This window comes from Paenibacillus sp. Root52, assembly GCF_001426865.1.
Classification (GTDB): Bacteria; Bacillota; Bacilli; order Paenibacillales; family Paenibacillaceae; genus Paenibacillus.
On record NZ_LMFO01000012.1, the window covers coordinates 478,815 to 504,378 of the forward strand.

Genomic DNA, 25,564 nt, shown 5'->3' on the forward strand with positions numbered 1-25,564 from the left:
TGTAAACATAATATTATTGATAAATTAGTTGACAGAATACTTCGGAAATGACTATGATGTACTCAGATACAGCGTTTCACGCTGACAGACTACAATGGAAACGGGGTAATGCTATGTTCGGCAAAAAGCGGGGAATCGGCTGGATCTACCAGCAGAATGTGGCTGGTTATGTGTTTATCTCGCCTTGGCTGATTGGTTTTCTGCTATTAACACTGTGGCCGATTCTGCAATCGTTCTATCTTTCGTTCACAGACTATTCTCTTTTAGATTCGCCAACATGGGTAGGTACGCGTAACTATAGCGAAATATTACAATCTGACAAATTATTTTTGAAATCGCTTACAGTCACGTTTGTATTTGTGCTACTAGCGGTACCAATTAAGCTTTTCTTCTCACTCATGGTTGCGATTTTGCTGAACAAGGACATTAAGGGCATGAATGTCTATCGTACTGCGATTTACTTTCCGTCCTTGATTGGAGGCAGCATTGCAGTGTCTGCGTTGTGGCGGAACATGTTCGGCATGGATGGTTACATAAACCACGTACTTGGCTGGTTTGGGATTACCGGAATCGGCTGGATATCCAATCCGAATACAGCACTGGGTACTCTGATCTTGCTGAATGCCTGGCAGTTTGGGTCAACAATGGTCATTTTTCTAGCTGGATTGAAGCAGATTCCAAAAGATCTATATGAATCCGCCTCTGTGGATGGAGCTAGTAGTATTCGTAAATTTTTCTCTATCACCATCCCGATGCTCTCACCAGTCATGTTCTTCAACCTTGTACTCGGCATAATTAACTCATTTCAAATGTTCACATCAGCTTTTGTCATTACCGCTGGAGGGCCGGCGAATTCTACGTACATGTATGTATTGTTCCTTTACGATAAGGCGTTCAAGCAGTTTCAAATGGGTTACGCTTCAGCGCTGGCATGGATTCTGCTTGTCATTATCGGTGTCTTTACAGCACTGAATTTCATCGTATCTAAATACTGGGTCTTCTATGAATCCGAAGGAGGTAAATCAAAATGATAACTAGCAGTCAGAAGACATGGAAGGCACATCTTATTCTGATTCCATTTTCACTGCTCATGATTTACCCGGTGTTGTGGTGGATTGGAGCCTCCTTCAAAAGCACAACGGAGCTATCCTCACCGTCATTATGGCCAACGACCTGGTTATGGGAGAACTACAGCAACGGCTGGAACTTTACGTCTGATTTTACGTTTGCTCGTTTTTTTGCCAATACGTTAATGATGGAGTTTTGGAATGTACTAGGTGGGGTTGTAACAGCGGCTCTTGTCGGTTATGGATTCGGTCGGTTGAATTTCCGATTTCGTAACTTCTGGTTTTCGGTTCTGCTTCTAACGATGATGCTGCCTTCGCAAGTAACCGTTGTGCCACAGTACATTTTGTTTAACAAACTTGGTTTAGTGGATAGTTATGTTCCGCTGATATTGCCACATTTCTTCGGGGGCGGCGCATTCTTCATATTCTTGATTGTGCAATTCATTCGTGGTATTCCACGCGAACTGGATGAAGCGGCGCAGATTGATGGAGCCTCCGTTTACGGTATCTTCTTCCGTATTATTGCTCCGCTAATCAAGCCTGCACTTGTGACCGTAGCGATTTTCACCTTCTTATGGAGCTGGGACGACTTTTTCTCGCAATTGCTATACCTCAATTCGGTAGAAAAGTTTACGGTGGGGCTTGGACTTCGGATGTTTATTGATCAGTTTGAGGTACAGTGGGGTCAATTGCTCGCGATGTCATTACTGTCCGTTGTTCCTTCAGCAATCGTCTTTTTTATCGCTCAAAAGCATTTTGTGGAAGGTATCGCGACAACAGGGATCAAGGGTTGATTTTTGGTGAGAGGTATCACATTAACTTCACATACAAGGGAGTGTCATTCAATGGTGATCAAAGGTAAACGTTGGTTAAAGACTTTGACGATCGGTGTGCTGGCTGCGGTCATGGTGACAGGCTGTGCAGGAGGATCCAATTCTGGCGCAAGTGAAGGCCAGGGCAACGGCACACTCAAAATGATGTGGTGGGGGTCGGATGCTCGGCATGAAGCAACCAAAAAAGCAATCGAACTATACACATCGAAACATACGGATGTCAAACTCACAACAGAGTTTACATCATGGGATGGATACTGGCAGAAGCTCCCTACCCTTGCGGCATCATCCTCTCTCCCAGATATTCTGCAAATGGATGCAGCGTACATTCAAGGCTATGCGAAGCGTGGGCAATTGGCGGACCTATCTGATCTGGACTTGAGTGGCATTGTGGATGAGAAGGTGCTGGAGAACATTAAGATTGATGGCAAGTTGTACGGAGTGCCTTTGAGCTACAATGGTGCAGGATTAGTCTATGATAAAGTGACACTAGAGAAATACGGAATCAAATTACCTTTTAACAACTGGACTTGGGATGATTTCTTTGCTTATGCAAAAGAGGCGCGGAGCAAGTTGCCAGAGGATAAATATCCGATCGACGACCTGCGCAACATCTGGGAATTCTATCAATTTTATCAGACTGCCAAAGGTAAAGGACCTATCTTCCAAGATGGAAAATTCAATCTAGATAAAGATACCTTTTTCGAATTTAACAACATCTATGCCGATTTTCAAAAAGAAGGTGTTGTACCGCCAGCAGATCAGCAGTTAGCTTTTAAAGAGAATGATCCGCAGCTCGACTCACTGGGTTCTGGTAAAGTTATGCTTCGTACAGCATCGGTCGGCTCGGCGAGTGCAATTGAAGCACTTAAACCAGGTCAGCTAGCTGTGAACAGCAATCCGATCGGCGAGAGTGGAGGTGGCTGGGCTCAGTCAACGATTTTCTTCTCTGTAAGTGCAAATTCCAAAAATGTTGAGCAGGCGAAAGAGTTTATCAAATGGTTCATATCTGACCCGGAAGCAGGTCAAACTTTGGGGATGACACGCGGTATTCCAATTGATGATGAAGTGTACGCTTCCCTTGAGCCTAATCTTACGGATGGAGAACGTTTCGGTAAAGAATTGCTTGATGTTGCTAAACCGAAGGCATTACCTTTCTATCCTGCGCCTGCTGGTGCTGAAGATTTTACGGCTACGTATAAGTCGGAGATGGAGAGCGTTATGTTTGGACAGGTGACATTGGATGCAGCTTATGATGTATTGGTGGAGAAAGGTAAACAGGCCGAAAGTAAAATAAAATAAATAAAACTCATTGGATGGACATTGAATGATATAGATGGAGGCAGAAACCATGCTATTAAGTGATAATTGGAGAATTCAGCAATATGAAGTGGGCGAGAAACCGCCGCTGACCATTGCGGATGCAGACTTGGATGACCGTTTCTGGATCAGTGCGAGTGTACCGGGTGATGTACATTCCACGCTGATTGAACGTAAGCTAATTGATCATCCATATTATGGTCATAATGATATCAATTCGCGCTGGGTGGAGCAGAAGGAGTGGTGGTACCGCACACGCTTTCAGATGGATTCCGATCCAACCAAACAAGAGCGCTGGGAATTAATTTTTGAAGGGTTAGATACGCATGCTACGGTTTATGTAAATGGTCTTGAGATTGGAACGGCCAGCAATATGCACCGAACGTATGTGTATGATGTCTCCCGCGTTATACGCCAAGGCAAAAATACGATTGCTGTCCGCTTTGATCCACTCTACCTTCATCACAGAGACAAAGCATTGATGCAATGGTCGTCGTACACAAAGGAACGTCCATGGATTCGGAAGGCAGCGATGAATTACGGTTGGGACTGGGGACCACGCATCGTAACCGTAGGGATCTGGGGCAAGGTTAGGCTGGAGCGTCATGTGCAAGCCAAGTTGGAAGGGGTATATGCATACACGAAGCGCTGTGACAACCAAGAGGCGGATATTAAAGTTGAGCTTGAAGCGAAAAAGTATCGTGGATGTGGTCATCTGACCTACCGTGCTCGTCTACTTGATGAGAATCAGCAGGTTGTGGCTCAAGCAGACGATGAGTTGCTAAGTGGTAAGGTAGGGTTCGATCTGCAAGTATCACAGCCACAATTATGGTGGACGCATGATCTAGGTAAGCCCTACCTCTATCAACTGGAAACTGTCTTGTATGCAGACGGGGTGGAGATAGATCGAAGAGAGCAACGAATTGGAATCCGAACCGTGGAGCTGGTGCTGGAAGATGAACATGGACAGCCTGCATTTGCTTTTCATATTAACGGCGTGAAGATGTTTGCCAAAGGCTCAAACTGGATTCCAGTAGATAATCTAATTGGAGCCGCACCTGACTCTCGATATAAACATCTGATTATGCTGGGCGTAGAAGCTAATATGAACATGCTAAGAATCTGGGCAGGAGGCATTTATGAAAAAGATGTCTTTTACGATCTATGTGATGAGCTCGGGTTATTAGTATGGCAGGACTTTGCTTTTGCCAACGCACTTTTCCCTGATTACAACGCTGATTTTGTGGAAAATGTACGGCAGGAGGCCATTTGCAACATTCAGAGGCTGCGCAATCATGCATCACTGGCTTTATGGTGCGGCAATAATGAAATTGACTGGCTGTACGATATGAAATCGTCATCTGGCGAAATCACGACACCATTTTACGGTGAGACCATTTATCATGATATTTTACCAGAATTGCTAGAACAGCTTGATCCTGCACGCCAATATTGGCCCTCATCTCCTTATGGCGGGAATGATGCGAATGATCCGAATCATGGAGATCGTCACAACTGGCAAGTATGGCATGGTTCCGTCTATCCACGTAAATTTGGTGAGGTGCCTTTGCTAGATTACAGTGTAGAGGGCGTCACGTTCAAAAACTATAAAAATGATTTCACGTTATTCAGTAGTGAATTTGGTATGCATGCCTCGGCTACGAAGTATACGTTGGAACGACATATTCCAGAGGATCAATTCTATTGGGGAAGCGTTGAAATGGCTTATCGTAACAAGGATACGAACCATCAGAAGGGCATTTTGCTTATGGAAGGGTTCACAGGAATACCCCAAGATCTAGATGAGTATATCCAGTTCTCAATGCTAACTCAGGCTGAGGGATTGAAATATGGGATTGAGCATTATAGACGTAACAAAGCACGCACAAGTGGCTCATTAATATGGCAGCACGGCGACAGTTGGCCTGGAACCAGTTGGTCGTTAATTGATTATGAGTTACTTCCAAAAGCATCCTATTATTATGCACGTAAATTTTATCATCCATTACTATTAAGTCTGAACCATGAACCTGGGGAGCTGTTAGAGTTGTGGGTGATTAATGATCACTTATCTTCTCTTTATGGGCTGGTCATCCTCGAGGTTTATGATATGCAGGGTCATTCGATTCATCGTATGGAGCTGCATGCCGAAGTGGAAGCCAATGGTGTCGTGAAACTAGGAGAGTGGGACGAAAAGCAAGTGTTGCAAGATCTGCCTCCAGAACAAGCGGTACTGAAGTTATCTGCGCCTGCATGGGAGTGCCTAGATAACGTTTATTATTTACGCGATGCAAAAGATGTACAACTTCGTTCGAGCAGCATTCACGCTTCATATAATGAAGAAACCCAGCAATTGCTTGTGCAAGCAAACGATGCGGTAGCTAGAATGGTTCAAATTCTGATTCCGCAAGGTAATGTGCGCATGAGTGATAACTATTTTGATCTTCTTCCAGGGGAGCAGCGAACCATTGATATACGTCAGGCAGATGGGCAAGCACTTGAATATCAACATATCACCGTATCAGCATTAAATGCCGAAGAGGTACCCGCTACACTAACAAGTTGATGGATGAGTAAGGTGCCTCAAGGCATGCTACGTAATCAAAAGAGGACTTTTTGAACAACCTCTATACTAATTCGACAAAAGACCGAAACAGGGAAGCATGAACGATGCTTTCCTATTTCGGTTTTTTTGACATGGAGCAAGAAGTGACGTCTCTCATTTTGCAGTTAAAAAGAATTGCTAGATTCAGCGTCATAAATTCGATGTACAGGCATAAACATGAGATATGAACAAGCACCAGCAACGAGATCAATTTGATTACAAGGTTGGAGGAGCCTACTCATGAAAGTGAACTGGAAGGAGCTTTTTCCGGAACCGATCCGAACCATTCTAGGGAGAATGCCGCCTGCCGTATTAGAGAAAGTGGAGGAAGTGCGCATCCGGGAAGGGAGACCGCTCGAGATCAATGCTGGAGATACCTATCACTTTCTTACCGCACAGGGCAGCCTGACAGCTAAGCCTGAAGAAGCCTACATTCCGCAGAAAGAAGTAACGCACAGGCTGCTAGATCTGATTAGTAATCACTCTCTCTATACATTGGAAGAAGAACTTCGTAAAGGATTCATTACCATTCCCGGAGGACATCGGATCGGACTTGCTGGTCGAACGGTGCTAAGTGGTGGACGGGTGGAAACCTTACGCGATATCAATGGATTCAATGTAAGGGTTGCCCGAGAAGTTCATGGTGTGGCTGATCGTATTCTGCCTTACCTTCTGGACATGAAAAGCGGGCAGGTATTCCATACGTTAATTTTATCCCCTCCACAACAAGGCAAGACGACATTGCTGCGCGACCTAGCAAGACAAATAAGCAATGGTTGCAGACTGGTAGGTGGAAGCGAGTTCGTGCAAGGGCTTCGTCCTCGACTTAAGGTAGGCATTGTGGATGAGCGTTCCGAAATCGCTGGGAGTTATAAAGGGGTACCCGGCTTCGATGTTGGCCCACGCACAGATGTGATGGATGGATGTCCAAAGGCAGAAGGCATGATGATGATGCTTCGCTCCATGTCTCCAGACGTAATTATTGTGGACGAGATTGGTCGTCCAGAGGATGCGGAAGCTGTTATGGAGGCACTGCATTCGGGAGTTTCGGTGATTGCGACTGCACATGGGAGGGATCTGGGAGAGTTATCTTCTAGGCCAGCACTAAGAACACTCATCCAGGAACAGATGTTCCAGCGTTATGTGCAACTTAGGCGGACGAGCCGAGGGATGAACTTTCGTTTGGCAGATGGGAAAATGCGTGTTTTACAGCAACCGGATGCAGGAGGTGAGGCATTTGGTTAACATGCTGGGTGCTGTCATTATCTTGTTCGCAAGCACACTGGCTGGCTTTTACCGTGCAAGGCAATTTGCTCTCAGACCACGACAGTTGCGGGAATTAATTGCTGCATTACAACGACTGATGACGGAGATTAATTATGGATTGACCCCGCTTCCTGATGCTATGGGGAAAATGGGAGCTCAAACGAAGGAACCTGTACGATCATTGTTTCTCCATGCAGCAGATCAGATGAATCCGCCAAACGGACACACTGCACGTGAAAGTCTTCAGGCTGGCATTGAATACATGTGGAACAAGTCCGCAATGAAAGCTGATGAGCGAGAAGTCATGTTGCAGTTAAGTTTCAGTCTTGGCACCAGCGACCGTCAGGATCAGACCAAACATATCTCGCTAGCCATTCAACAACTCATGCATGAAGAATCCCGTGCACAGGCTGACCAAATGAAATATGAACGGATGAGCCGTAGCCTTGGGATGCTTGTCGGAGCGTTAATCGTCATTCTGATCTTCTGAAATTGCCGGGATAGTGAGGTGCCAAGGTCATGAATCTAGAAGTGAACGCAATTTTCCAAATTGCGGGCATCGGAATCATCATTGCAATGATTCACACGGTGCTGAAACAAATGGGAAAGGAAGATATGGCGCACTGGGTAACTGTTATCGGATTCGTCGTTGTATTATTCATGGTTGTTCGTATGTTAGACGGATTGCTGCAAGAGATCAAATCGATCTTCCTTTTCCAATGAAAACGGTCATGAAGCCAGGATGGTGGTGACCCGTGGAAATTATTCAAGTGGTAGGGCTAGCGTTGATTGCAACAGTCCTCATTCTTGTCATCAAAGAGCAGAAGCCTATGTTTGCATTTCTCATCGCTGCGGCTACAGGCATAGTCATTTTTATGCTACTGATTGGCAAAATTGGTGCAGTCATCGAGGTGTTGAAGCGACTCGCTGAAAACTCAGGTATGGAGAGCATCTATCTGAAAACCGTATTGAAAATTATAGGCATAGCCTACATTGCGGAATTCGGTGCCCAGATTGTAAGAGATGCAGGTCAGGAGAGCATTGCTTCGAAAATAGAGCTTACGGGAAAAGTTCTGATTCTGGTTCTCGCTATACCCATTATTAGCATTATTATCGAAACCGTCATGAAACTAATGCCGGTTTAGAAGGAGGCATGCGGACTTTTGATGAACAACAACCATTTCAAGCCGCAGTGGAGCCTTACTTTTGTACTAATGCTATGTTTTCTGTTTGCGATGGTGGGACATGTTACCGCAAGTGCACCATCCGGAGGATGGATGCAGCAGCAGGCTGACCAGCTTCCGAAGGATCAAGTGGAGAAATACTGGGATCAGCTCATGGGGCAATATGGTGGATTTTTCCCAGAGGGGAAAACACCCTCTTTCATGGATATGTTAATTCCGGGCAATGAAGGATTTAGTCTGAAGTCGGTATTTATAGCAATTGGAACATTCATGCTGCATGAAATCCTGTATAACGGCAAATTGTTAGTAACCATAGTGATGTTAAGCGTACTAAGTATGATTCTGGAGACATTACAGACGGCATTTGAGAAAAACAACATTAGTAAGATCGCCTATTCCATCTGTTATATGGTCATTATCGTCATTGCCATCAACAGTTTCAGCGTAGCCATAGGTTATGCCAAGGACGCCATTGAGGGCATGGTGAGTTTTATGATGGCGATGGTTCCCCTGCTCTTCACGTTACTTGCGTCGATGGGGAATGTGGTGACCGTCTCGGTCACTCACCCGCTGATTATCTTCATGATTCACCTCGTGAGCACATTAATTCACATGCTGGTGTTTCCGCTGCTTTTCTTCTCAGCCGTGTTGCATCTTGTCAGTTCGCTGTCGGATAAGTACAAGCTCACACAGCTTGCAGATCTCCTGCGTAATATCAGCGTGGCCTTACTCGGTATTCTATTAACGATGTTTCTAGGTGTAATTTCGGTGCAGGGTGCATCAGGCTCCGTTGCCGATGGGGTTAGTTTAAAAGCTGCCAAGTATATCGCAGGGAACTTTGTTCCCGTCGTAGGCAGGACATTTGCAGATGCGACAGACACGGTCATTACAGCTTCGCTGCTGGTGAAAAATGCAATTGGTCTTACGGGAGTTATCATCATTCTGTTTTTGTGTGCGTTCCCTGCACTCAAAATTCTAACCCTTGCACTCATATACAACATTACTGGAGCGATCATGCAGCCACTAGGTGATACACCAATCGTAGGATGTCTACAAGCGATTGGGAAATCAATGATTTATGTATTCGCAGCATTAGCTGCCGTCGGACTCATGTTTTTCTTGGCAATCACCATCCTGCTCACAGCAGGGAACCTGACTGTCATGATGAGGTGATGAAACAATACATAGAAAGGAGATGAGAAGGATGGGGTGGCTGAGCAACTGGCTCCAGGAATTAATCATGATTGTTTTGCTCGCAACGTTTGTGGATATGCTACTGCCCAATCGCTCAATGGAGCGTTACGTCAAGCTTGTGCTGAGCCTCCTTATCCTGCTTACCCTCCTATCACCTATAACTAAATTGCTTAAGAGTGATCCAGTTGCTGAACTCAAGCGAGCAATGACTGCTATGGAATCTCCATCAGAGGGGAACGCCACTTTGGAGCAGATATTGGCACAGGGGAAACGCCTGCAGCTGAATGAACAGGAGCAATCCTTAACGTGGACTGCGAAGGAACTAGCCAAAGTGATGAAAGGCCAGATTGAACAAAGCACGGGGGAACGAGTTCAGTCTGTAGAGGTAAGGCTTCTGATGGATACGGTTCAACCGGAATTCGAAGCGTCTGCTCCAGTACATTTACCAGTGATCCAAAGCGTGATGGTCAAAATGAGTAGTCAGGCGGAGGGGACGAGGATTCGCGATGAACTAAACAAAGCCGAAGCAGGCAGTACCTCTGTGTTTGAAGTAGACGATGCTCAGGCAACAGTTGAACCCTCATCCCGACAAGAACCTATACAAGTTGGTGCCATTCACATTCCTTCTGTCCAGATTAAGGTGAGAACCGATGAGCAACCTCCAGGAAGCTCTCCCTCAGAACAGTCTGATGGTCATGAAGGTAGTGCTGATTCGGAAGCTGAGCCGGGCGCTGACAGCCAGGAAACGCTCACTCAACCTCAAGGCGGTGATACTTCATCCCGTTCGAAGCATGCTGTACAGATTATCTCGCTGTTGACGGAGAAATGGGATATTGATGCGAGCCAGGTGCAGGTTACAGAACAAAAGAACGCGCAGGCGTTATAAGAAGGAGGGTGTGCGGTGAGGAAGTGGCTTAAAAAAATCGAAGTATGGCTGGGCGGCGGAGAAGATGGAGGTCGACGAAGTCAAACATTCCGATGGCTCATTATTTTGGGGTTAATCGGCGTTGGCATCATGCTATTCAATTCATTTGTTAACGTCAAACAGATTGATACGGAAAATATCGGCCGGGAGCCGCCTGATCCAGCGACATCCATGGCGACAATGCAAAATGACTTGACTGATCCGAACCCTTTTCAGGCGATTGAGATGGCGTTTGAGGACAAGATCAAGAGTGTGTTGGAGAACATCGTTGGTGTAGGAACGGTCGATGTAATGGTTACCGTGGATTCAACAGAGGAGTTAGTGGTTCAGCGCAATGTGAAAGACTCTCAGCAGCTTACGGAAGAGACAGATGCCAATGGGGGCAAGAGGCACATGACCCAATACACCAGGGATGGTGAGATCATTACTTATGAAATTTCAGGGGATCAGACACCGATTGTGACCAAAAAACTGAAACCACAAATTCGCGGAGTGCTTGTTGTAGCCAAAGGCGCAGAGAACAAAGTTGTGAAGGATCTCATTACCGATGCTGTGGAAAAAGGCTTGAATGTGGCCGCTTATCGAATCTCGGTTGTACCGCGCAAGCAGGATTAGCCTGGATCAATGATCCAAGAGCTAAGGATGTAACTCAAGATTGAAGCTAATTCGAGGAGGAAGTATTAATGAATAACAAACGCCAAACGGTATGGCTTGTGTCTATGCTCAGTCTGATGGTTATTTTGTCTGCATATTACCTCTTTACAGAAGACTCGGGTCCTGTGAATCCACCTGTTGCGGATAGCCAGCAAGTGGATGGAATGAAGCAAGATGAGGCCACGGAGACAGCAGGTATTCTTGATCCAACAGAAGGTTTGGTTGTGAACGAAGTTGTTACTGGCGGAGAAGTGGATGAAACGGATGCGAGTACGGGAACAGAAGGAACGACAGCCGAATCAAATGATCCAGCTGCTGTTGAAGGTAAGGAAACGGCAGAACCAGGCAAAACCCCAGCTGCTGAATCGAATGAGGGCAAGAGTGAGGTTGGTAAGGAATCAGACAAAGGAACAACAACTAGCCCTGAGGCAAGTGGAGCTACAGAAGAGAATGCAACTAAAACCGACGAGGAAGTTCTGAAAGAGATGGAAGAGCAGAACACAGCGGTGTCCGCAAGCAGTCAGTTCCAAAACTATCAATGGCAGAGGGAAGAAAGCAACAATCGCAAATATGAGGAACTCATGACCGTGGCTGGGGATCTTAGCAAAACGCCAGAAGAGAACGCTAAAGCTACGGAGCAGATTCGTGAACTTGAAGAGAGAACAGCTAAGATTAACGGGATTGAAGAGACGCTCTCCCAGCAATTTTCCAATGCGATTATCGAAGAAAATGAAGATAAGTATAAAGTCGTGGTGCTTAGTGACAAACTGGATGTAAAACAAGCGGTTTCCATTGTGGATTTGGTGATGAAGGAACTGGCTGTCGCGCAGAATAAAATCAGTGTTCAATACGTGACAGAACAGTAAGGAAAGGGCTTGTATGGAGGCCTGGGAACTTGTTAAAGTCCCGGGCTCTTTCCATTTTTAACGATTATGATATAATACATAAAGCCATATGACCGTCTAAGTGAGACTGGCATGATGCCGAAGGAGTGAATAATGCTAATGTTTAAATTGAGCGAGATCAAAGAACTGATCAAACTGGTAGATGAAAGTTCCGTTCAGGAGTTGGAAATTGAAAATGAGGGATCACGTCTCTCTATACGCAAACCGGGTAAAACGGAATATGTTCAAACAGCTGCTGTGCAACCTCAAATTATTGCTGCTCCACAGGTTCAACCTGCTGCAGTGGTCACTGAAAATGCACCACAAGCCGATACTACAAGCCATTTACATAAAATCGTATCTCCAATGGTAGGTACTTTTTACAGAGCTTCTTCTCCGGAAGCAGGTCCTTTTGTAAGCGTTGGTGATAAAGTTGCCGAAAAAACAACGGTTTGTATCATCGAAGCGATGAAGCTGATGAACGAGCTTGATGCTGATATCAAGGGAGAAATCGTTGAAGTGTTGGTTGAGAATGGACAACTTGTTGAATACGGACAACCTCTGTTCTTGGTTAAACCGGAATAACGTTTATTGCCCTAGATTGGCAACCGCATGAGCTTCGAAGGAGGACAATAACGAAATGAAATTTCAAAAAATACTGATTGCAAACCGTGGCGAGATTGCGGTTCGTATTATTCGTGCGTGCCGTGAGCTCGGTATTTCGACGGTAGCCGTCTATTCGGAAGCAGATAAAGATTCACTGCATGTACGTCTAGCGGATGAGGCATATTGTATCGGCCCGACGTTGTCTAAGGACAGCTATTTGAATTTTACTAACATCATGAGTGTGGCTACGCTTACCGAGTGTGATGCCGTTCATCCAGGATATGGTTTCTTGGCAGAGAACGCTGACTTTGCAGAAATTTGCGAGTCTTGCAATATTACATTTATCGGCCCATCTCCAGAAGCCATTACCAAAATGGGAGATAAGGCAGTTGCGAAGCAAACGATGAAGGACGCGGGCGTCCCGGTTATCCCTGGATCTGACGGACTTGTCGAAAGCATCGAGGAAGCGGTGATGCTCAGCCGTGATATCGGTTACCCAGTCATTATCAAAGCTACCGCAGGTGGCGGAGGTAAAGGGATTCGTATCGCTGAGGATGAAGAGTCGCTGGTAAAACAAATTACCGCAGCTCAGCAGGAAGCACAGAAGGCGTTTGGTAATGCAGGCGTATATCTCGAAAAATTCTTGACGGGTATGAAACACGTTGAAATTCAGATTATTGCTGACAAACATGGCAATGCAGCTCACCTTGGCGAGCGTGATTGCTCCGTTCAACGTCGCCGTCAGAAATTGGTCGAAGAGGCGCCTTGTCCTGTTCTGAATGAAGAAGTGCGTACGCTGATGGGAGATGCTGCAGTGCGCGCTGCGCTTGCAGTAAATTACTCTGGCGCGGGCACGCTGGAATTCCTGCTCAGCCCGAATGGTGAGTTCTATTTCATGGAAATGAATACACGTATTCAGGTAGAGCATCCCGTAACAGAAATGGTTACTGGCATCGATCTGATTCGGGAGATGATCTCGGTCGCAGAAGGTAATCCACTTTCATTCCGTCAGGAAGATGTGGTGATCAACGGTTGGTCTATCGAATGCCGGATTAATGCCGAAGATCCTGATCGTAATTTCATGCCTTCTCCAGGCAAAATTGGATTTTATCTGGCACCAGGTGGTCCTGGTGTGCGCGTGGATAGCGCTGCTTACCCAGGCTATACAATCTCCCCGTTCTACGACTCCATGATTGCAAAATTGATCGTGTGGGGTGCAAACCGGGAAGAAGCTATTGCCAAAATGAAACGTGCGCTCGCGGAGTTTGCAATCGAAGGAATTTCCACAACGATCTCGTTCCATCAGAAATTGCTGGAGCACCCAACGTTCATTCGTGGTGACTTCGATATTAAATTTCTTGAAGAAAACGAGATTTAATATGCATATTGGGCTTGTTTGTCATAATGTAGCCCAAATGATATAGTATTTAATAATAAGAGCGCATGTCTCCTGTAAAGGATAAGCCCGCTTTGCGGAGATAAAATGCAGGAGTTCCGGTGAAGCCGGATCGGAACGGTATCTGACGGTCGTAGACCTTGGTACCTGCGCCCTCACGGATTGCCGCAAACTTATCTCGCGAAAGGTGTGTTGAACAGTTATGAGTACATTACCGACAGAATTTGAACGAACGGATATCGGTGAAATCCAGATCGCACCTGAAGTCATTGAAGTCATTGCTGGACTGGCTACAGTCGAAGTAAAAGGAGTGGCTGGCATGAGCGGCGGATTCGCAGGCGGATTTGCTGAATTGCTCGGTCGCAAAAACCTTTCCAAAGGTGTAAAAGTCGAAGTAGGACAGCGCGAAGCTGCTGTAGATGTTTCCGTTATTATTGAGTACGGATACCGCCTTCCACAGGTGGCTACTGAAATTCAGCAAAACGTGAAACGCTCTATTGAGAATATGACAGGACTGAATGTAAACGAAGTTAATGTTCATATTCACGACGTTCAATTCAAGAATGCTGAGAAAGTGGAAGAAATTGACGTGAACACACAACGCGTCAAATAACAAAGGGCAGATTCCCCCGGCATAACTGCCGGGGGTTATCCCGTCTTGGACAAGTCTTGAATTCATCTGAAGTTTGGCTGAAGATGGAACATGCGAAACAGATGTCAATGTTAGTGAGCAAGGGAGGCTGTGCAGTTCGTGGCGAAAATACTGGATCGGCTTCTGTTGTTTATATACAGCATAAGCGTTGGAGCAATATCGGCAGCAGTTATTCTTCTGGTTAGTGGAGTGCTGCCTTACGAATTGAATTACCAGCAGGAACAGAACGTCATTGTTGCAGCCGTTGTTGCAGCAGCGATTTTGTTTATCCTGAGTTTACGTTTCTTCTATATCTCGGTTCGGCGTGAACGTGCTTCATTGCCATCTGTAGATCAGCGTACAGAATACGGTGATGTGCAGATCTCAATGGAGACGATTGAGAATCTCTGTTTGAAGGCGACTTCGCGTTTTCGTGGGGTTCGTGATGTAAAAGCACGAATTCGTGTGGTGGAGTCCGGGTTGGAGATTATGATTCGTGCAGTAGTGGACGGGGAGAGCCCGATCCCTGCACTGACTTCCGATCTACAAAAGGCAATACATGATCATGTACAGGAGATTACGGGTATCCCGGTTTCTTTTGTCACAGTATATATTGCCAACGTTACCCAGTCGCCTAACTACAAGAGTCGAGTGGAATGAGGTGAGTTTCACTGATGCTGTGGAGAGAGATATGGGATAGTCACAGAGGCAGAGTATTAGGTATTGCCTTTGGTATCTTTTTTGGATTTCTTTATGTATGGATCGGTTTTTGGGATATGTTGTTCTTTGCACTTTTGGTGTTCATCGGTTATACGTTAGGCAGACGAAGTGATTCGAAGCTTGGCTCTTTCATTCCCTGGAGGGAATGGGGACAATGGTTGGGAGATCGCTGGCGTATGTTTAAGTAAGACCATCTGAGCCCTGCAATAGGTTTCTTCCGAAAATAGAGCTTAGTTTAATATGCCCGTTTTTTGGAGGAAACGTACTGCAGGTTTTTTTGTGAAAAGAGTTAACACTAATTAGACATCAAGGGCATTTTGTATCTGTTCGTAGATGATGGGATGCCCTGAATGATTATAAAATAAGCAGGATGACGCTTAAGAGTAAGCGTTGCAGGAGGCAGGACATGAAAAGACGTTTAGCAAGGGAAATTGCAGTACAAAGTCTATATCAAATGGAAATGAACGAAGTGAGCGCGGCTGTAGCGGTTAACATGTTGATTAACGAAGCGGCTGAAGAAAACGAAACGGATGTTGTCATTCGTGATGCAGATACCATGCGTACCTATGTTACAGATATTGTGAAAGAAACATGGAACCAAAAAGAAGCCATCGATGGATTGCTTGTGGATTACCTCAAAGGCTGGCAGATTAGTCGTCTGTCCCGTGTAGACCGCCAGATTTTACGTCTTGCGACTTTTGAGATGGTCTTCCGTGAAGATGTTCCAGCTAAAGTTGCGGTCAATGAAGCGATTGAGCTATCAAAACACTTTGGTACGGATGAATCCGGTAAGTTTGTTAACGGTGTGCTAGGTCGTATGATTCAAGAAGTTAACACGCTCAAGGAAAAATTGTCCTAATTCAAGGATTACAAACTATATATTCGCATAAGGGAGAGAGTACAATGACAGCATCTATTATTAACGGTAAAGAAGTGTCCCAAGAGATCCGCGCAGGCATAACAGCAGAAGTAAAGCAGCTTAGCGAACAGGGGGTAGTGCCTGGTCTGGCAGTTGTGCTCGTCGGGGAAGATCCGGCATCCCAAGTTTATGTGCGTAATAAAGAAAAGGCTTGTCACGACCTTGGTTACTACTCAGAAGTACATCGTTTAGATAAAAGCACCTCACAAGAGGATCTGCTTGCACTTGTGGACAAGCTGAACAATCAGGCCAACATTAACGGGATTTTGGTTCAACTGCCTCTGCCGAAGCACATTGAAGAGAAAGCAGTTATTGATGCGATTTCTGTTGAAAAGGACGTGGATGGCTTTCATCCCGTTAACGTAGGAAACCTTGTGATCGGTGATGATAGCTTGTTGCCATGTACCCCTGCTGGTGTAATCGAATTGATTAAACGTACAGGTCTTGAAATGTCAGGTAAACATGCTGTTGTTATTGGACGGAGTAATATCGTGGGTAAACCGGTATCGCTGCTTCTTCAACGGGAGAACGCTACTGTGACCATGTGTCATTCCCGTACAGCGAATATGAAAGAAATTACGCGCCAGGCAGATATTTTGGTGGTAGCTATCGGACGAGCTAATTTTGTAGATGCCGATTATGTGAAGCCGGGTGCAGTCGTTATTGATGTGGGCATGAACCGTTTAGAGAATGGTAAATTGGCTGGTGACGTTGATTTTGAAAGTGTAAAAACTGTATCGGGCCCAATTACTCCAGTTCCAGGCGGCGTAGGTCCTATGACCATTACGATGTTGATGCAAAATACATTGATCGCAGCTAAGCGTGCGCACGGATTGGCATAGGTTCGTCTGTGGCAGAGCAACAGATCTACTCCATTAAAGATCTGAATCGGTACATCCGGATGAAATTGGAGTCCGATCAGATCCTGTCGGACGTTTGGTTACGCGGAGAGATCTCAAACTTCACACATCACTCCAGCGGTCATATGTATTTTACTTTGAAGGATAAGGACAGTCGCATTAAAGCAATTATGTTTGCGTCACATAATCAGAGATTACCTTTTTTACCCAAAGAGGGTGCGAGGGTAATTGCAAGAGGGAACGTATCCGTATATGAGCGGGATGGACAATATCAATTCTATGCCACCCATATGCAACCTGATGGTATCGGAAGTTTATACCTGGCCTATGAGCAGTTGAAGAAAAAGCTCGAGGAAGAAGGATTATTCTCTCCATCACGCAAAAGGGCGATCCCTCGTTATCCGCAAACGATCGGTGTGGTGACCTCCCCAACAGGAGCGGCCGTTCGAGATATTTTAACGACGTTACAACGGAGGTATCCTTCTGCCAAAGTGGTTTTGTATCCTGTATTGGTTCAAGGAAAAGGAGCAGCACCTTCGATTGTCAAAGCCATTGGCAATTTGAATCGTCTTGGGGAAGCGGATGTCCTCATTGTCGGACGTGGGGGCGGTTCACTCGAAGAATTATGGGCATTTAACGAAGAGATCGTAGCTAGAGCTATTGTCGCTTCATCAATCCCTGTTATCTCTGCTGTGGGACACGAAACCGACTTTACGATTGCGGACTTTGCGGCTGATTTACGTGCTGCAACACCTACGGCTGCTGCAGAGCTTGCTGTACCTAACCGTGCTGAACTGCTTGATCAGATTCAACGGAGACAGCGTCAGCTCCAGCAAAGCTTGCGTCAACGAGCTGTGCATAATCGTGAGCGTCTTGCAAGACTGCAGCGCTCTTCAGTCCTTGTGCATCCTAGACGGACGTTGTTGCAGCACACGGAACGTTTGGACATGCTTCATCAACGTCTGCTTCGAACTGTGGACACGAGGCTTAAGTGGACGGGGGAGAAGCAGGAGCGATTGCTTGCAGCGCTCCAGCGTTTTAATCCTCGCGAACAGGTTGCAGTTGCTCAGCGTGAGCATGCAGCTGCTAGACGTCAACTAGAGCTTGCTATGAAGGCGATAACCAGATCCAAGCAACAACATTGGAAAGCTTCAATTCGGCACCTGGATGCCCTCAGTCCGCTTAAGGTCATGTCTCGTGGGTATAGTCTCGTGTATGACGATCAGGAGCAACGTTTAATTAAATCATTGAAGGATGTACAACCAGGTGATTCAATCAAGATTAAATTAACAGACGGGCAGCTGGACTGTCAGGTTTGGGGGATGAAGGAGGACGATGACCATGGCGAATGAACCGGAACTGAATTTTGAAGAAGCGATGGCAGCGTTGGAAGACATCGTAAGTCAGCTGGAGCACGGGGATGTTCCTCTAGAGCAAGCGATTGACTTATTTCAGCGAGGCATGAAGCTTTCGCAGCTTTGTGGCTTAAAGCTGGAGCAAGTGGAACGTAAGATCGAGATGATCGTAGAAGAAGATGGGGAACTTCGTAAGAAGCCGTTTGCTGATGAGAGTGGTGATGTTAATGAATAATCGTCCTGCATTTGAATTGTATCTTCAGGAGATCACAGAGCAGATCACCAATGAGTTGCAGGAAATTCTTCCTGCTGAATGGGACGTGCCGCAGTCTCTGCGTGATGCGATGCAGTATTCATTAATGGCCGGAGGCAAGCGCCTTCGACCACTGCTGGTCGTTGCTGCGGCGGAAGCTTTCGGTGCGGAGCGTCAAGCTGCGCTTCCGGTAGCCTGCGCCGTAGAGATGGTTCATACGTACTCCTTGATCCACGATGACCTACCTGCTATGGATAATGATGACTATCGCAGGGGAAAATTAACGAATCACAAGGTATTTGGCGAAGCTACGGCAATCCTCGCGGGTGATGCACTGTTAACACATGCTTTCTACAGCATCGTTCAAGCAGGGCGCAAGAGCGGAGTTTCAGCGGAGTCACTGCTGTCCATCGTTGAGGATCTGTCTGAGTTAGCAGGTGCTCGAGGTATGGTTGGCGGACAGGTAGCTGATATGGAAGGCGAGCAAGGAATGACGAACCTGGAACAGCTACAATACATCCATTTGCACAAAACAGGTGACTTAATTGTGTTTTCTCTTATTGCAGGTGCACGAATTGGCGGAGCAACGCAAGGGCAACTGGAGGCACTACGAGTTTTCGGTAGAGACTTGGGGCTTGCTTTTCAGATACAGGACGACATTCTTGACCTTACTGGCGATGAACAGAAGATGGGCAAAAAAACGCAAAGTGATGTCAATCAACAAAAGGTCACTTATCCTTTCTTTATTGGCTTGGAACAGTCTCAAGAACAGGTTAGCGTGCTGACTCAATCAGCTAAGGATGCACTCGGCAGAGCGGATCTAACCGATTCCTCCAGACTAATGGAGATTGCAGATTACTTAATGCGGAGAGATCATTAATTAATGATTCATCTCAATTGAGTACTGAAAGTTCTGTTTCAATTGATTAAGAACCGTGTAATTATATTGATGTCCTTTTTGTAGGAATGGAGTCTAGCTAACCAAGGATACATAATGATCGAACAGGGTGTCCCTGCTGGCGATAATACGTGCTATGGGTAGTGAAGTACCGTACATTATGATTCCTTTTCATTTATGTTATAATGATTTAATGTCAATTTATGAATTATGCATGAACATATTACACAAAATTCAAACATTCTAGGAAAGCGGGGAGATTCTCGTGCTGCTTCCACAAATTAAACAACCCAGCGATCTGAAGCCGATGTCTCAGGATGACCTTGTTTTATTATCGGCGGAGATCCGGCAGTTTCTCATTGAGAAGTTGTCCGCTACAGGGGGGCATCTTGCACCCAACTTAGGAGTGGTTGAGCTCACGGTTGCCCTGCATTACTGTTATAACAGTCCGGTAGATAAAATGATCTTTGATGTTGGGCATCAGGCTTATGTACACAAAGTCCTTACAGGTCGTATGGATCGATTCGATACTTTACGTCAACACAATGGATTGTGCGGATTCGTTAAACGTAATGAGAGTGAACACGATGTATGGGAAGCCGGTCATAGCAGTACTTCATTGTCTGCGGCGATGGGTATGGCACTTGCTCGTGATCTTAAAGGTGAAGACAATAAAGTTATTCCTATTATCGGGGATGGAGCGCTTACAGGCGGTATGGCTTTTGAAGCACTCAATCATATTGGCCATGAGCAGAAGAAAATGATGGTCATCCTCAATGATAACGAAATGTCCATTGCTCCAAATGTAGGGGCGATGCATAAATATTTAAGTAAAATTCGTTCGGATCGTCACTATCTGAAAGCCAAAGACGATGTCGAGGGAATGCTGAAAAGAATTCCTGCCATTGGTGACAAACTGGCTAAATCAGCGAGTTGGATCAAGGACAGCGTGAAATATATGATGGTTCCAGGCGTTCTTTTTGAAGAGCTGGGATTCAAGTATTTGGGTCCGATCGACGGACATGATATTCCTAAGCTGATCGAAGCGTTCAAACAGGCGGATAACGTTGAAGGACCTGTGTTAGTTCATGTCCTTACAACCAAAGGTAAAGGTTATCAGCCTGCAGAAGCCGATTCGCATAAATGGCATGGAATCTCACCGTACAAGATCGAATCTGGTCAAGTTCTAAAAGCTGTTGGAAAACCAATGTATACTGAAATATTTGGCCAAACGTTAGTTGAACTGGCTAAGGAAGATAAGCGTATTGTAGCGGTGACACCAGCGATGCCAACAGGCTCGGGTCTTATTCCATTTAGTAAGGAATTCCCGGATCGGATGATTGACGTTGGTATTGCAGAGCAACATGCGGCCACGATGTCTGCAGCACTGGCAATGGAAGGTTTGAAACCGATCTTTGCGGTGTACTCGACCTTCATGCAGCGTGCGTATGATCAGATTGTACATGATATTTGCCGTCATAACGCTAACGTCATCTTTGCAATCGACCGTGCTGGATTCGTAGGGCCGGATGGTGAAACGCATCAAGGTGTGTATGATGTGGCGTTCATGCGTCATATTCCTAACATTGTACTGATGATGCCTAAAGATGAAAATGAACTGCGTCATATGATGAAGACTGCAATTGAGTATAATGATGGACCAATCGCATATCGCTACCCAAGGAATAATGTCGTTGGGGTACCGCTTGACGAGCAACTCGTGCCGATTCCGATCGGTACATGGGAGCAGATCAGACCAGCGGAAGGGTACGCTATTATTGCATCAGGCTCTATGTTGCAGATTGCGGAAGAAGCTGCTGAGTTAGTGAAAAGAGAGGGCATTACGGCTGGTGTAATTAATGCTCGATTCCTCAAACCACTGGATGAGCAAATGTTACGTGAGTTGGCTTTACGAGGCACTAAGATTATTGTGCTTGAAGAAGCGTCACAAGCGGGAAGCATGGGTAGTGCTGTGCTGGAGTTCTACGCAGAACAAGGATTACACGATGTCCAGGTGCATTTAATGGGTATTCCTGATCGGTTTATCGAGCATGGAAGTATTAATGAGCAGCGGGCAGAAGTTGGACTTACCGTAGAAAATGTAAGCTCCGAATTGCGTTCGTTGGCAGCACAATCATCATATAGCATGACACGAACCAAATTCCCTTCTTAAATAAATAGAGCTACAAAAGTTTGATCATAAGATCGATTCACAACTAACTTTTGATGTGATCCCTGTGACGCATCACCTGAATGATTAGCATTAACTTGATGATAGGAGAAAGACATGTCACTCCCCAAAGAACGAATTGATGTTCTGCTGGTCGAGCAAGGTTATTACGAGAGCCGTGAGAAAGCAAAAGCGGCGATTATGGCTGGACTAGTGTATGCCAATAATGAACGAATTGAAAAGCCTGGGATGAAGATTCCACGGGAAGCAGAATTGAAAGTTAAAGGTTCTGTTCATCCCTATGTTGGTCGAGGCGGGTTAAAGCTGGAAAAGGCGATCCGTCATTTCAATCTCGATATGAATGAACGGGTTATGCTGGATATTGGTTCGTCTACCGGCGGTTTTACGGACTGTGCCTTGCAGCATGGCGCTTCTCATGTCTACGCCATTGATGTCGGATACAATCAGCTGGATTGGTCTTTGCGTAACGATGAGCGTGTCACGGTCATGGAAAGAACCAATTTTCGTTACGTTACCCCAGAAGATCTGATAGGACCTGTACCGAACTTTGCGAGTATTGATGTCTCGTTCATCTCGCTGCGCATTATTTTACCGCCACTAATCGCTCTGCTTCATCAACCTGCGGATATCGTAGCTCTGATTAAACCACAGTTCGAAGCTGGACGTGAGAAAGTGGGCAAGTCAGGCGTTGTTCGGGATACTGGGGTGCATAAGGAAGTGTTGGAAACGATGCTTCGTTATGCAAATGAACTCGGATTGAAGCTAAAAGACTTAACCTTCTCACCAATTACTGGTGGGGAAGGCAACATTGAATTCCTTGCACATTGGCGACTGGAAGAACCAGGCGCAACACAACCAGAGAACAATGTAGCTGACCTAGATGCACTGGCACAACAGGTTGCAACTCAAGCTGCGCATACATTTAAGGGAAACTCATCATAAGATGGGTTTCTTTTCGCTGGAAAGGTGATTCTAATAACAGGAGAATGGCTGATCAACCGCGAATAAGTCTTCGAGGTGAAGACAATGGATGGGCAATATGACACAATCGTGATTGGTGTGTTTGCTATCTGTTTGATCGTGTGGTTATTCTACGGGTTACGCAACTGGATTAATCGGCCGCAGCCTGTAAGCTTGACTGGCATTCAATTGAATGTAGTTATTCAGGATTCGCCTGTGATTGACCTACTTGAAGGACAGGGGTACGAAGTCATTGGTGGTAAGATGAAGGTGCCGCTTGCTTTTGAAGTGAATGAATCGGTGTTTCACAGTAGATTATTCATTGATTATGTCGCGCAGCAGGATGGATATCGATATCTTGTGAAGACATCTAGACGCAGGCAACCTGTGGAATTTACGGGATCAGGCCTTCGCGATCGTTTTCTTCATTATTTATTGTTATATCCCGGCTGTGAAGGCTTGTTATATGTGGATCTTGAGGACTCAAGTGTGAAGCTAATCCGATTGATGGATTATGAGGAAGATGCATACGATGGTGAAGATTTGGACTAAGATTAAGGCAATTACTATAACTGGAGGCTTTTATGAAAGGACAACGACACATTAAGATACGTGAAATTATAAGTCAGAATGAAATTGAGACCCAAGATGATCTCGTTGAAGCATTGCGACTATCTGGTTTTCAAGTTACTCAAGCCACGGTATCCCGTGACATTAAAGAATTGTTATTGATTAAAATTCCTATGGATGATGGGCGATATAAGTATTCTCTTCCAACCGATCAAAGATACAATCCAATCCAAAAGCTGAAACGCGCATTAGTTGATAATTTTCTACACATTGACCATGCGAATAATCTGGTTGTTATGAAATGTTTGCCAGGGACAGCAAACTCCATTGCGGCATTACTGGATAATATCGAATGGACAGAAGTGATGGGAACGATCTGTGGAGACGATACGATACTGATTATCTGCCGTACTGAAGATAGCAGCGTTACTGTGATTGACCGCATAATGGGTTATATTTCCTAGAAGATCATATAAATCGAAGTGCTAAGTTTTGTCATCCGGAGGTGTTTTTGCAGATGTTAGTTACTTTATCGATTCGCAATTTGGCAGTTGTTGAAGAGGTGGACGTTGTATTCCATGCTGGCTTTCATGTGCTTTCAGGGGAAACTGGTGCGGGTAAATCAATTATCATTGATGCCCTTGGTTTGATTGCTGGTGGTCGGAGTTCAGCTGATTTAATCCGTTATGGTTGTGAGAAGGCAGAGATGGAGGCTCTCTTCGAAATGGAGCAAGGGCATCCGGTATGGGAAACGCTTGAGAAACTGGGCATTCACTGTGAACCAGAAGAGCACTTGGTCATTCGTCGGGAATTGAATATGCAAGGTAAGAGTACTTCCCGTATTAACGGCCAATTGGTGAATTTAACGATGCTCCGTGAGGTTGGCGAGAAGTTAATCAATATCCATGGACAGCATGAGCATCAGAGCTTGCTTCGACCAGAGAGCCATCTGGGGCTTCTGGATACGTACGGAGCTACAATCATTGGACCCATTAAATCAGAATATCAGGCTCGTTACAGCCAGTTTATCGCTGCGGAGAAGGAGCTACGTGCTCTTCAAGAGTCAAGTCAGCGTGCATATCAGTTGCTGGACATGTATCGTTTTCAACTTGAAGAGATTGCAGCAGCCAGCCTTACAAGCGGGGAAGATGAATTACTCGGTGAAGAACGGGTCAAACTATCCCATAGTGAGAAAATGATGGACAGTGTTGCGGGTGCATATGATTTGCTTAGTGGGCAACGTGGCCTAGAAGCGATAAGTATCGCTCTCTCACGAATTGAGGATATCTCTGGCTATGATAGCAAAGGACTACAGCCAATTGTGGAGCAGTTGCAATCAGCCTTTTATCAATTGGAGGATGTAACGTTCCAACTAAGGGATTACCGCGAAAAAATTGAATTTAATCCAGACAGGCTGGAAGAAGTCGAACAGCGACTAAACTTAATTTCTGGACTTCGCCGCAAATATGGAGACAGTGTTGAACTCATTTTGAATTATTACGAACAGATTAGCCACGAGACAGATCAACTTGAAAATAAAGATGAGCGCTTAGAGAAGCTCCGTAATCAGCGCGATGAGCTGCTTGTTCTGGTTATGGAATCGGCTGAGGAATTAAGTCGTGTGCGGAAACAATGTGCGGAAGACCTTGCTGCACAGGTGGAGAGTGAATTGAAGGATCTGCAGATGGAGCGGACAACGCTACGTGTGCAAATTACTGCCTTTGAAGATCCGAAAGGTATCGAATGGAATGGGCGACGTATTCGTTTGACTCGTCAGGGTGCGGACAATGCTGAATTCTTAATTTCTCCAAATCCAGGTGAACCACTTCGTCCATTGGGCAAAATCGCTTCAGGTGGTGAGTTGTCTAGAATGATGCTGGCGATGAAGAGTATTTTTGCACGTCATGATCGTATTCCTGTACTGATCTTTGACGAAGTGGATACAGGTGTGAGCGGTAGAGCGGCTCAATCCATCGCAGAGAAGTTATTCCGACTGTCGTCGACCTGTCAAGTGTTCTCCATAACGCACTTGCCACAAGTGGCTTGTATGGCTGATCATCAATATTTGATTGAGAAGCACGTCGTGGATGGACGTACGATGACTCAAGTAGAATCGCTGTCAAACGAGGGTAGAGTGAAGGAATTGGCACGTATGCTCGGTGGCGTGGAAATTACAGAAAAAACACTGCATCACGCACAGGAAATGCTGAATTTGGCGGAAGCCAAAAAAGGGGGAAACGAGCGACTGGCGTAATGATTGACAGTAATAAAAG

General features: G+C 45.6%; 27 protein-coding genes. All 27 read left to right on the forward strand.

The annotated features are described in order from the left end of the window. Positions 1-113 precede the first annotated feature (113 nt). Complete coding sequence (locus ASD24_RS13655) at positions 114-1,031, forward strand: carbohydrate ABC transporter permease (protein WP_056696959.1); 918 nt, start codon at positions 114-116, stop codon at positions 1,029-1,031. After that, a complete protein-coding gene (locus tag ASD24_RS13660) occupies positions 1,028-1,861 on the forward strand; it encodes a carbohydrate ABC transporter permease (RefSeq protein WP_156395443.1) in 834 nt (277 codons plus the stop codon). The genes ASD24_RS13655 and ASD24_RS13660 overlap by 4 nt, the downstream gene beginning before the upstream one ends. A 51-nt stretch (positions 1,862-1,912) precedes the next feature. Beyond that, positions 1,913-3,202, forward strand: coding sequence for an ABC transporter substrate-binding protein (locus ASD24_RS13665; RefSeq protein ID WP_056696512.1), 1,290 nt, complete (start codon positions 1,913-1,915; stop codon positions 3,200-3,202). Positions 3,203-3,251: 49 nt separating this feature from the next. Then, positions 3,252-5,786: a beta-mannosidase gene (locus tag ASD24_RS13670; RefSeq protein ID WP_056696514.1), complete on the forward strand. Its 2,535-nt coding sequence runs from the start codon at positions 3,252-3,254 to the stop codon at positions 5,784-5,786. A 279-nt stretch (positions 5,787-6,065) separates the two neighbouring features. Beyond that, the gene (gene spoIIIAA / locus ASD24_RS13675) at positions 6,066-7,070 is read left to right on the forward strand and encodes a stage III sporulation protein AA (RefSeq protein WP_056696516.1); all 1,005 of its coding nucleotides are present in this window, start codon (positions 6,066-6,068) and stop codon (positions 7,068-7,070) included. Further along, positions 7,063-7,581 carry a stage III sporulation protein SpoIIIAB gene (spoIIIAB, locus tag ASD24_RS13680; protein ID WP_056696518.1) on the forward strand — a complete coding sequence of 173 codons (519 nt, stop codon included), beginning with the start codon at positions 7,063-7,065 and terminating at the stop codon, positions 7,579-7,581. The genes spoIIIAA and spoIIIAB overlap by 8 nt, the downstream gene beginning before the upstream one ends. 29 nt (positions 7,582-7,610) lie before the next feature. Beyond that, positions 7,611-7,814: a stage III sporulation protein AC gene (gene spoIIIAC, locus ASD24_RS13685; protein WP_056696521.1), complete on the forward strand. Its 204-nt coding sequence runs from the start codon at positions 7,611-7,613 to the stop codon at positions 7,812-7,814. Between the two features lie 32 nt (positions 7,815-7,846). Then, positions 7,847-8,236, forward strand: a complete 390-nt coding sequence (spoIIIAD, locus tag ASD24_RS13690; protein WP_056696523.1) for a stage III sporulation protein AD — start codon at positions 7,847-7,849, stop codon at positions 8,234-8,236. Between the two features lie 21 nt (positions 8,237-8,257). Beyond that, on the forward strand, positions 8,258-9,448 hold the full coding sequence (spoIIIAE, locus tag ASD24_RS13695) for a stage III sporulation protein AE (RefSeq protein WP_056696525.1): 1,191 nt from the start codon (positions 8,258-8,260) through the stop codon (positions 9,446-9,448). A gap of 31 nt (positions 9,449-9,479) precedes the next feature. Next, complete coding sequence (spoIIIAF, locus tag ASD24_RS13700) at positions 9,480-10,355, forward strand: stage III sporulation protein AF (RefSeq protein ID WP_056696527.1); 876 nt, start codon at positions 9,480-9,482, stop codon at positions 10,353-10,355. A 15-nt stretch (positions 10,356-10,370) separates the two neighbouring features. Next, positions 10,371-11,009, forward strand: a complete 639-nt coding sequence (spoIIIAG, locus tag ASD24_RS13705) for a stage III sporulation protein AG (protein ID WP_056696528.1) — start codon at positions 10,371-10,373, stop codon at positions 11,007-11,009. 68 nt (positions 11,010-11,077) lie between these two features. Beyond that, a complete protein-coding gene (locus tag ASD24_RS13710) occupies positions 11,078-11,914 on the forward strand; it encodes a SpoIIIAH-like family protein (RefSeq protein ID WP_056696530.1) in 837 nt (278 codons plus the stop codon). A gap of 138 nt (positions 11,915-12,052) precedes the next feature. Continuing rightward, on the forward strand, positions 12,053-12,517 hold the full coding sequence (accB, locus tag ASD24_RS13715) for an acetyl-CoA carboxylase biotin carboxyl carrier protein (protein WP_056696532.1): 465 nt from the start codon (positions 12,053-12,055) through the stop codon (positions 12,515-12,517). A 55-nt stretch (positions 12,518-12,572) separates the two neighbouring features. Then, the gene (gene accC / locus ASD24_RS13720) at positions 12,573-13,916 is read left to right on the forward strand and encodes an acetyl-CoA carboxylase biotin carboxylase subunit (protein ID WP_056696534.1); all 1,344 of its coding nucleotides are present in this window, start codon (positions 12,573-12,575) and stop codon (positions 13,914-13,916) included. Between the two features lie 220 nt (positions 13,917-14,136). Next, the gene (locus ASD24_RS13725) at positions 14,137-14,547 is read left to right on the forward strand and encodes an Asp23/Gls24 family envelope stress response protein (protein WP_056696536.1); all 411 of its coding nucleotides are present in this window, start codon (positions 14,137-14,139) and stop codon (positions 14,545-14,547) included. Between the two features lie 138 nt (positions 14,548-14,685). Next, positions 14,686-15,225 (forward strand): alkaline shock response membrane anchor protein AmaP, encoded by a 540-nt coding sequence (gene amaP, locus ASD24_RS13730; RefSeq protein WP_056696538.1) that lies wholly within the window; start codon positions 14,686-14,688, stop codon positions 15,223-15,225. A 14-nt stretch (positions 15,226-15,239) separates the two neighbouring features. Next, positions 15,240-15,473 (forward strand): DUF2273 domain-containing protein, encoded by a 234-nt coding sequence (locus ASD24_RS13735; protein WP_056696540.1) that lies wholly within the window; start codon positions 15,240-15,242, stop codon positions 15,471-15,473. A gap of 218 nt (positions 15,474-15,691) precedes the next feature. Next, positions 15,692-16,144, forward strand: a complete 453-nt coding sequence (gene nusB, locus ASD24_RS13740; RefSeq protein WP_056696541.1) for a transcription antitermination factor NusB — start codon at positions 15,692-15,694, stop codon at positions 16,142-16,144. A 44-nt stretch (positions 16,145-16,188) separates the two neighbouring features. Then, positions 16,189-17,046 (forward strand): bifunctional methylenetetrahydrofolate dehydrogenase/methenyltetrahydrofolate cyclohydrolase FolD, encoded by an 858-nt coding sequence (folD, locus tag ASD24_RS13745; protein ID WP_056696543.1) that lies wholly within the window; start codon positions 16,189-16,191, stop codon positions 17,044-17,046. Positions 17,047-17,054: 8 nt separating this feature from the next. Beyond that, a complete protein-coding gene (xseA, locus tag ASD24_RS13750) occupies positions 17,055-18,416 on the forward strand; it encodes an exodeoxyribonuclease VII large subunit (RefSeq protein ID WP_056696544.1) in 1,362 nt (453 codons plus the stop codon). Then, positions 18,406-18,654: an exodeoxyribonuclease VII small subunit gene (xseB, locus tag ASD24_RS13755; protein WP_056696546.1), complete on the forward strand. Its 249-nt coding sequence runs from the start codon at positions 18,406-18,408 to the stop codon at positions 18,652-18,654. The genes xseA and xseB overlap by 11 nt, the downstream gene beginning before the upstream one ends. Then, positions 18,647-19,552, forward strand: a complete 906-nt coding sequence (locus tag ASD24_RS13760) for a polyprenyl synthetase family protein (RefSeq protein WP_056696964.1) — start codon at positions 18,647-18,649, stop codon at positions 19,550-19,552. The genes xseB and ASD24_RS13760 overlap by 8 nt, the downstream gene beginning before the upstream one ends. Positions 19,553-19,835: 283 nt before the next feature. Next, positions 19,836-21,743 (forward strand): 1-deoxy-D-xylulose-5-phosphate synthase, encoded by a 1,908-nt coding sequence (gene dxs / locus ASD24_RS13765; protein ID WP_056696548.1) that lies wholly within the window; start codon positions 19,836-19,838, stop codon positions 21,741-21,743. 114 nt (positions 21,744-21,857) lie between these two features. Continuing rightward, a complete protein-coding gene (locus ASD24_RS13770) occupies positions 21,858-22,703 on the forward strand; it encodes a TlyA family RNA methyltransferase (protein WP_056696551.1) in 846 nt (281 codons plus the stop codon). Positions 22,704-22,787: 84 nt separating this feature from the next. Then, positions 22,788-23,273: a hypothetical protein gene (locus ASD24_RS13775; RefSeq protein WP_056696553.1), complete on the forward strand. Its 486-nt coding sequence runs from the start codon at positions 22,788-22,790 to the stop codon at positions 23,271-23,273. Between the two features lie 32 nt (positions 23,274-23,305). After that, positions 23,306-23,755 (forward strand): transcriptional regulator AhrC/ArgR, encoded by a 450-nt coding sequence (gene ahrC / locus ASD24_RS13780; RefSeq protein ID WP_056696556.1) that lies wholly within the window; start codon positions 23,306-23,308, stop codon positions 23,753-23,755. Positions 23,756-23,808: 53 nt separating this feature from the next. Further along, positions 23,809-25,545: a DNA repair protein RecN gene (gene recN / locus ASD24_RS13785; protein WP_056696558.1), complete on the forward strand. Its 1,737-nt coding sequence runs from the start codon at positions 23,809-23,811 to the stop codon at positions 25,543-25,545. Positions 25,546-25,564 lie beyond the last annotated feature (19 nt).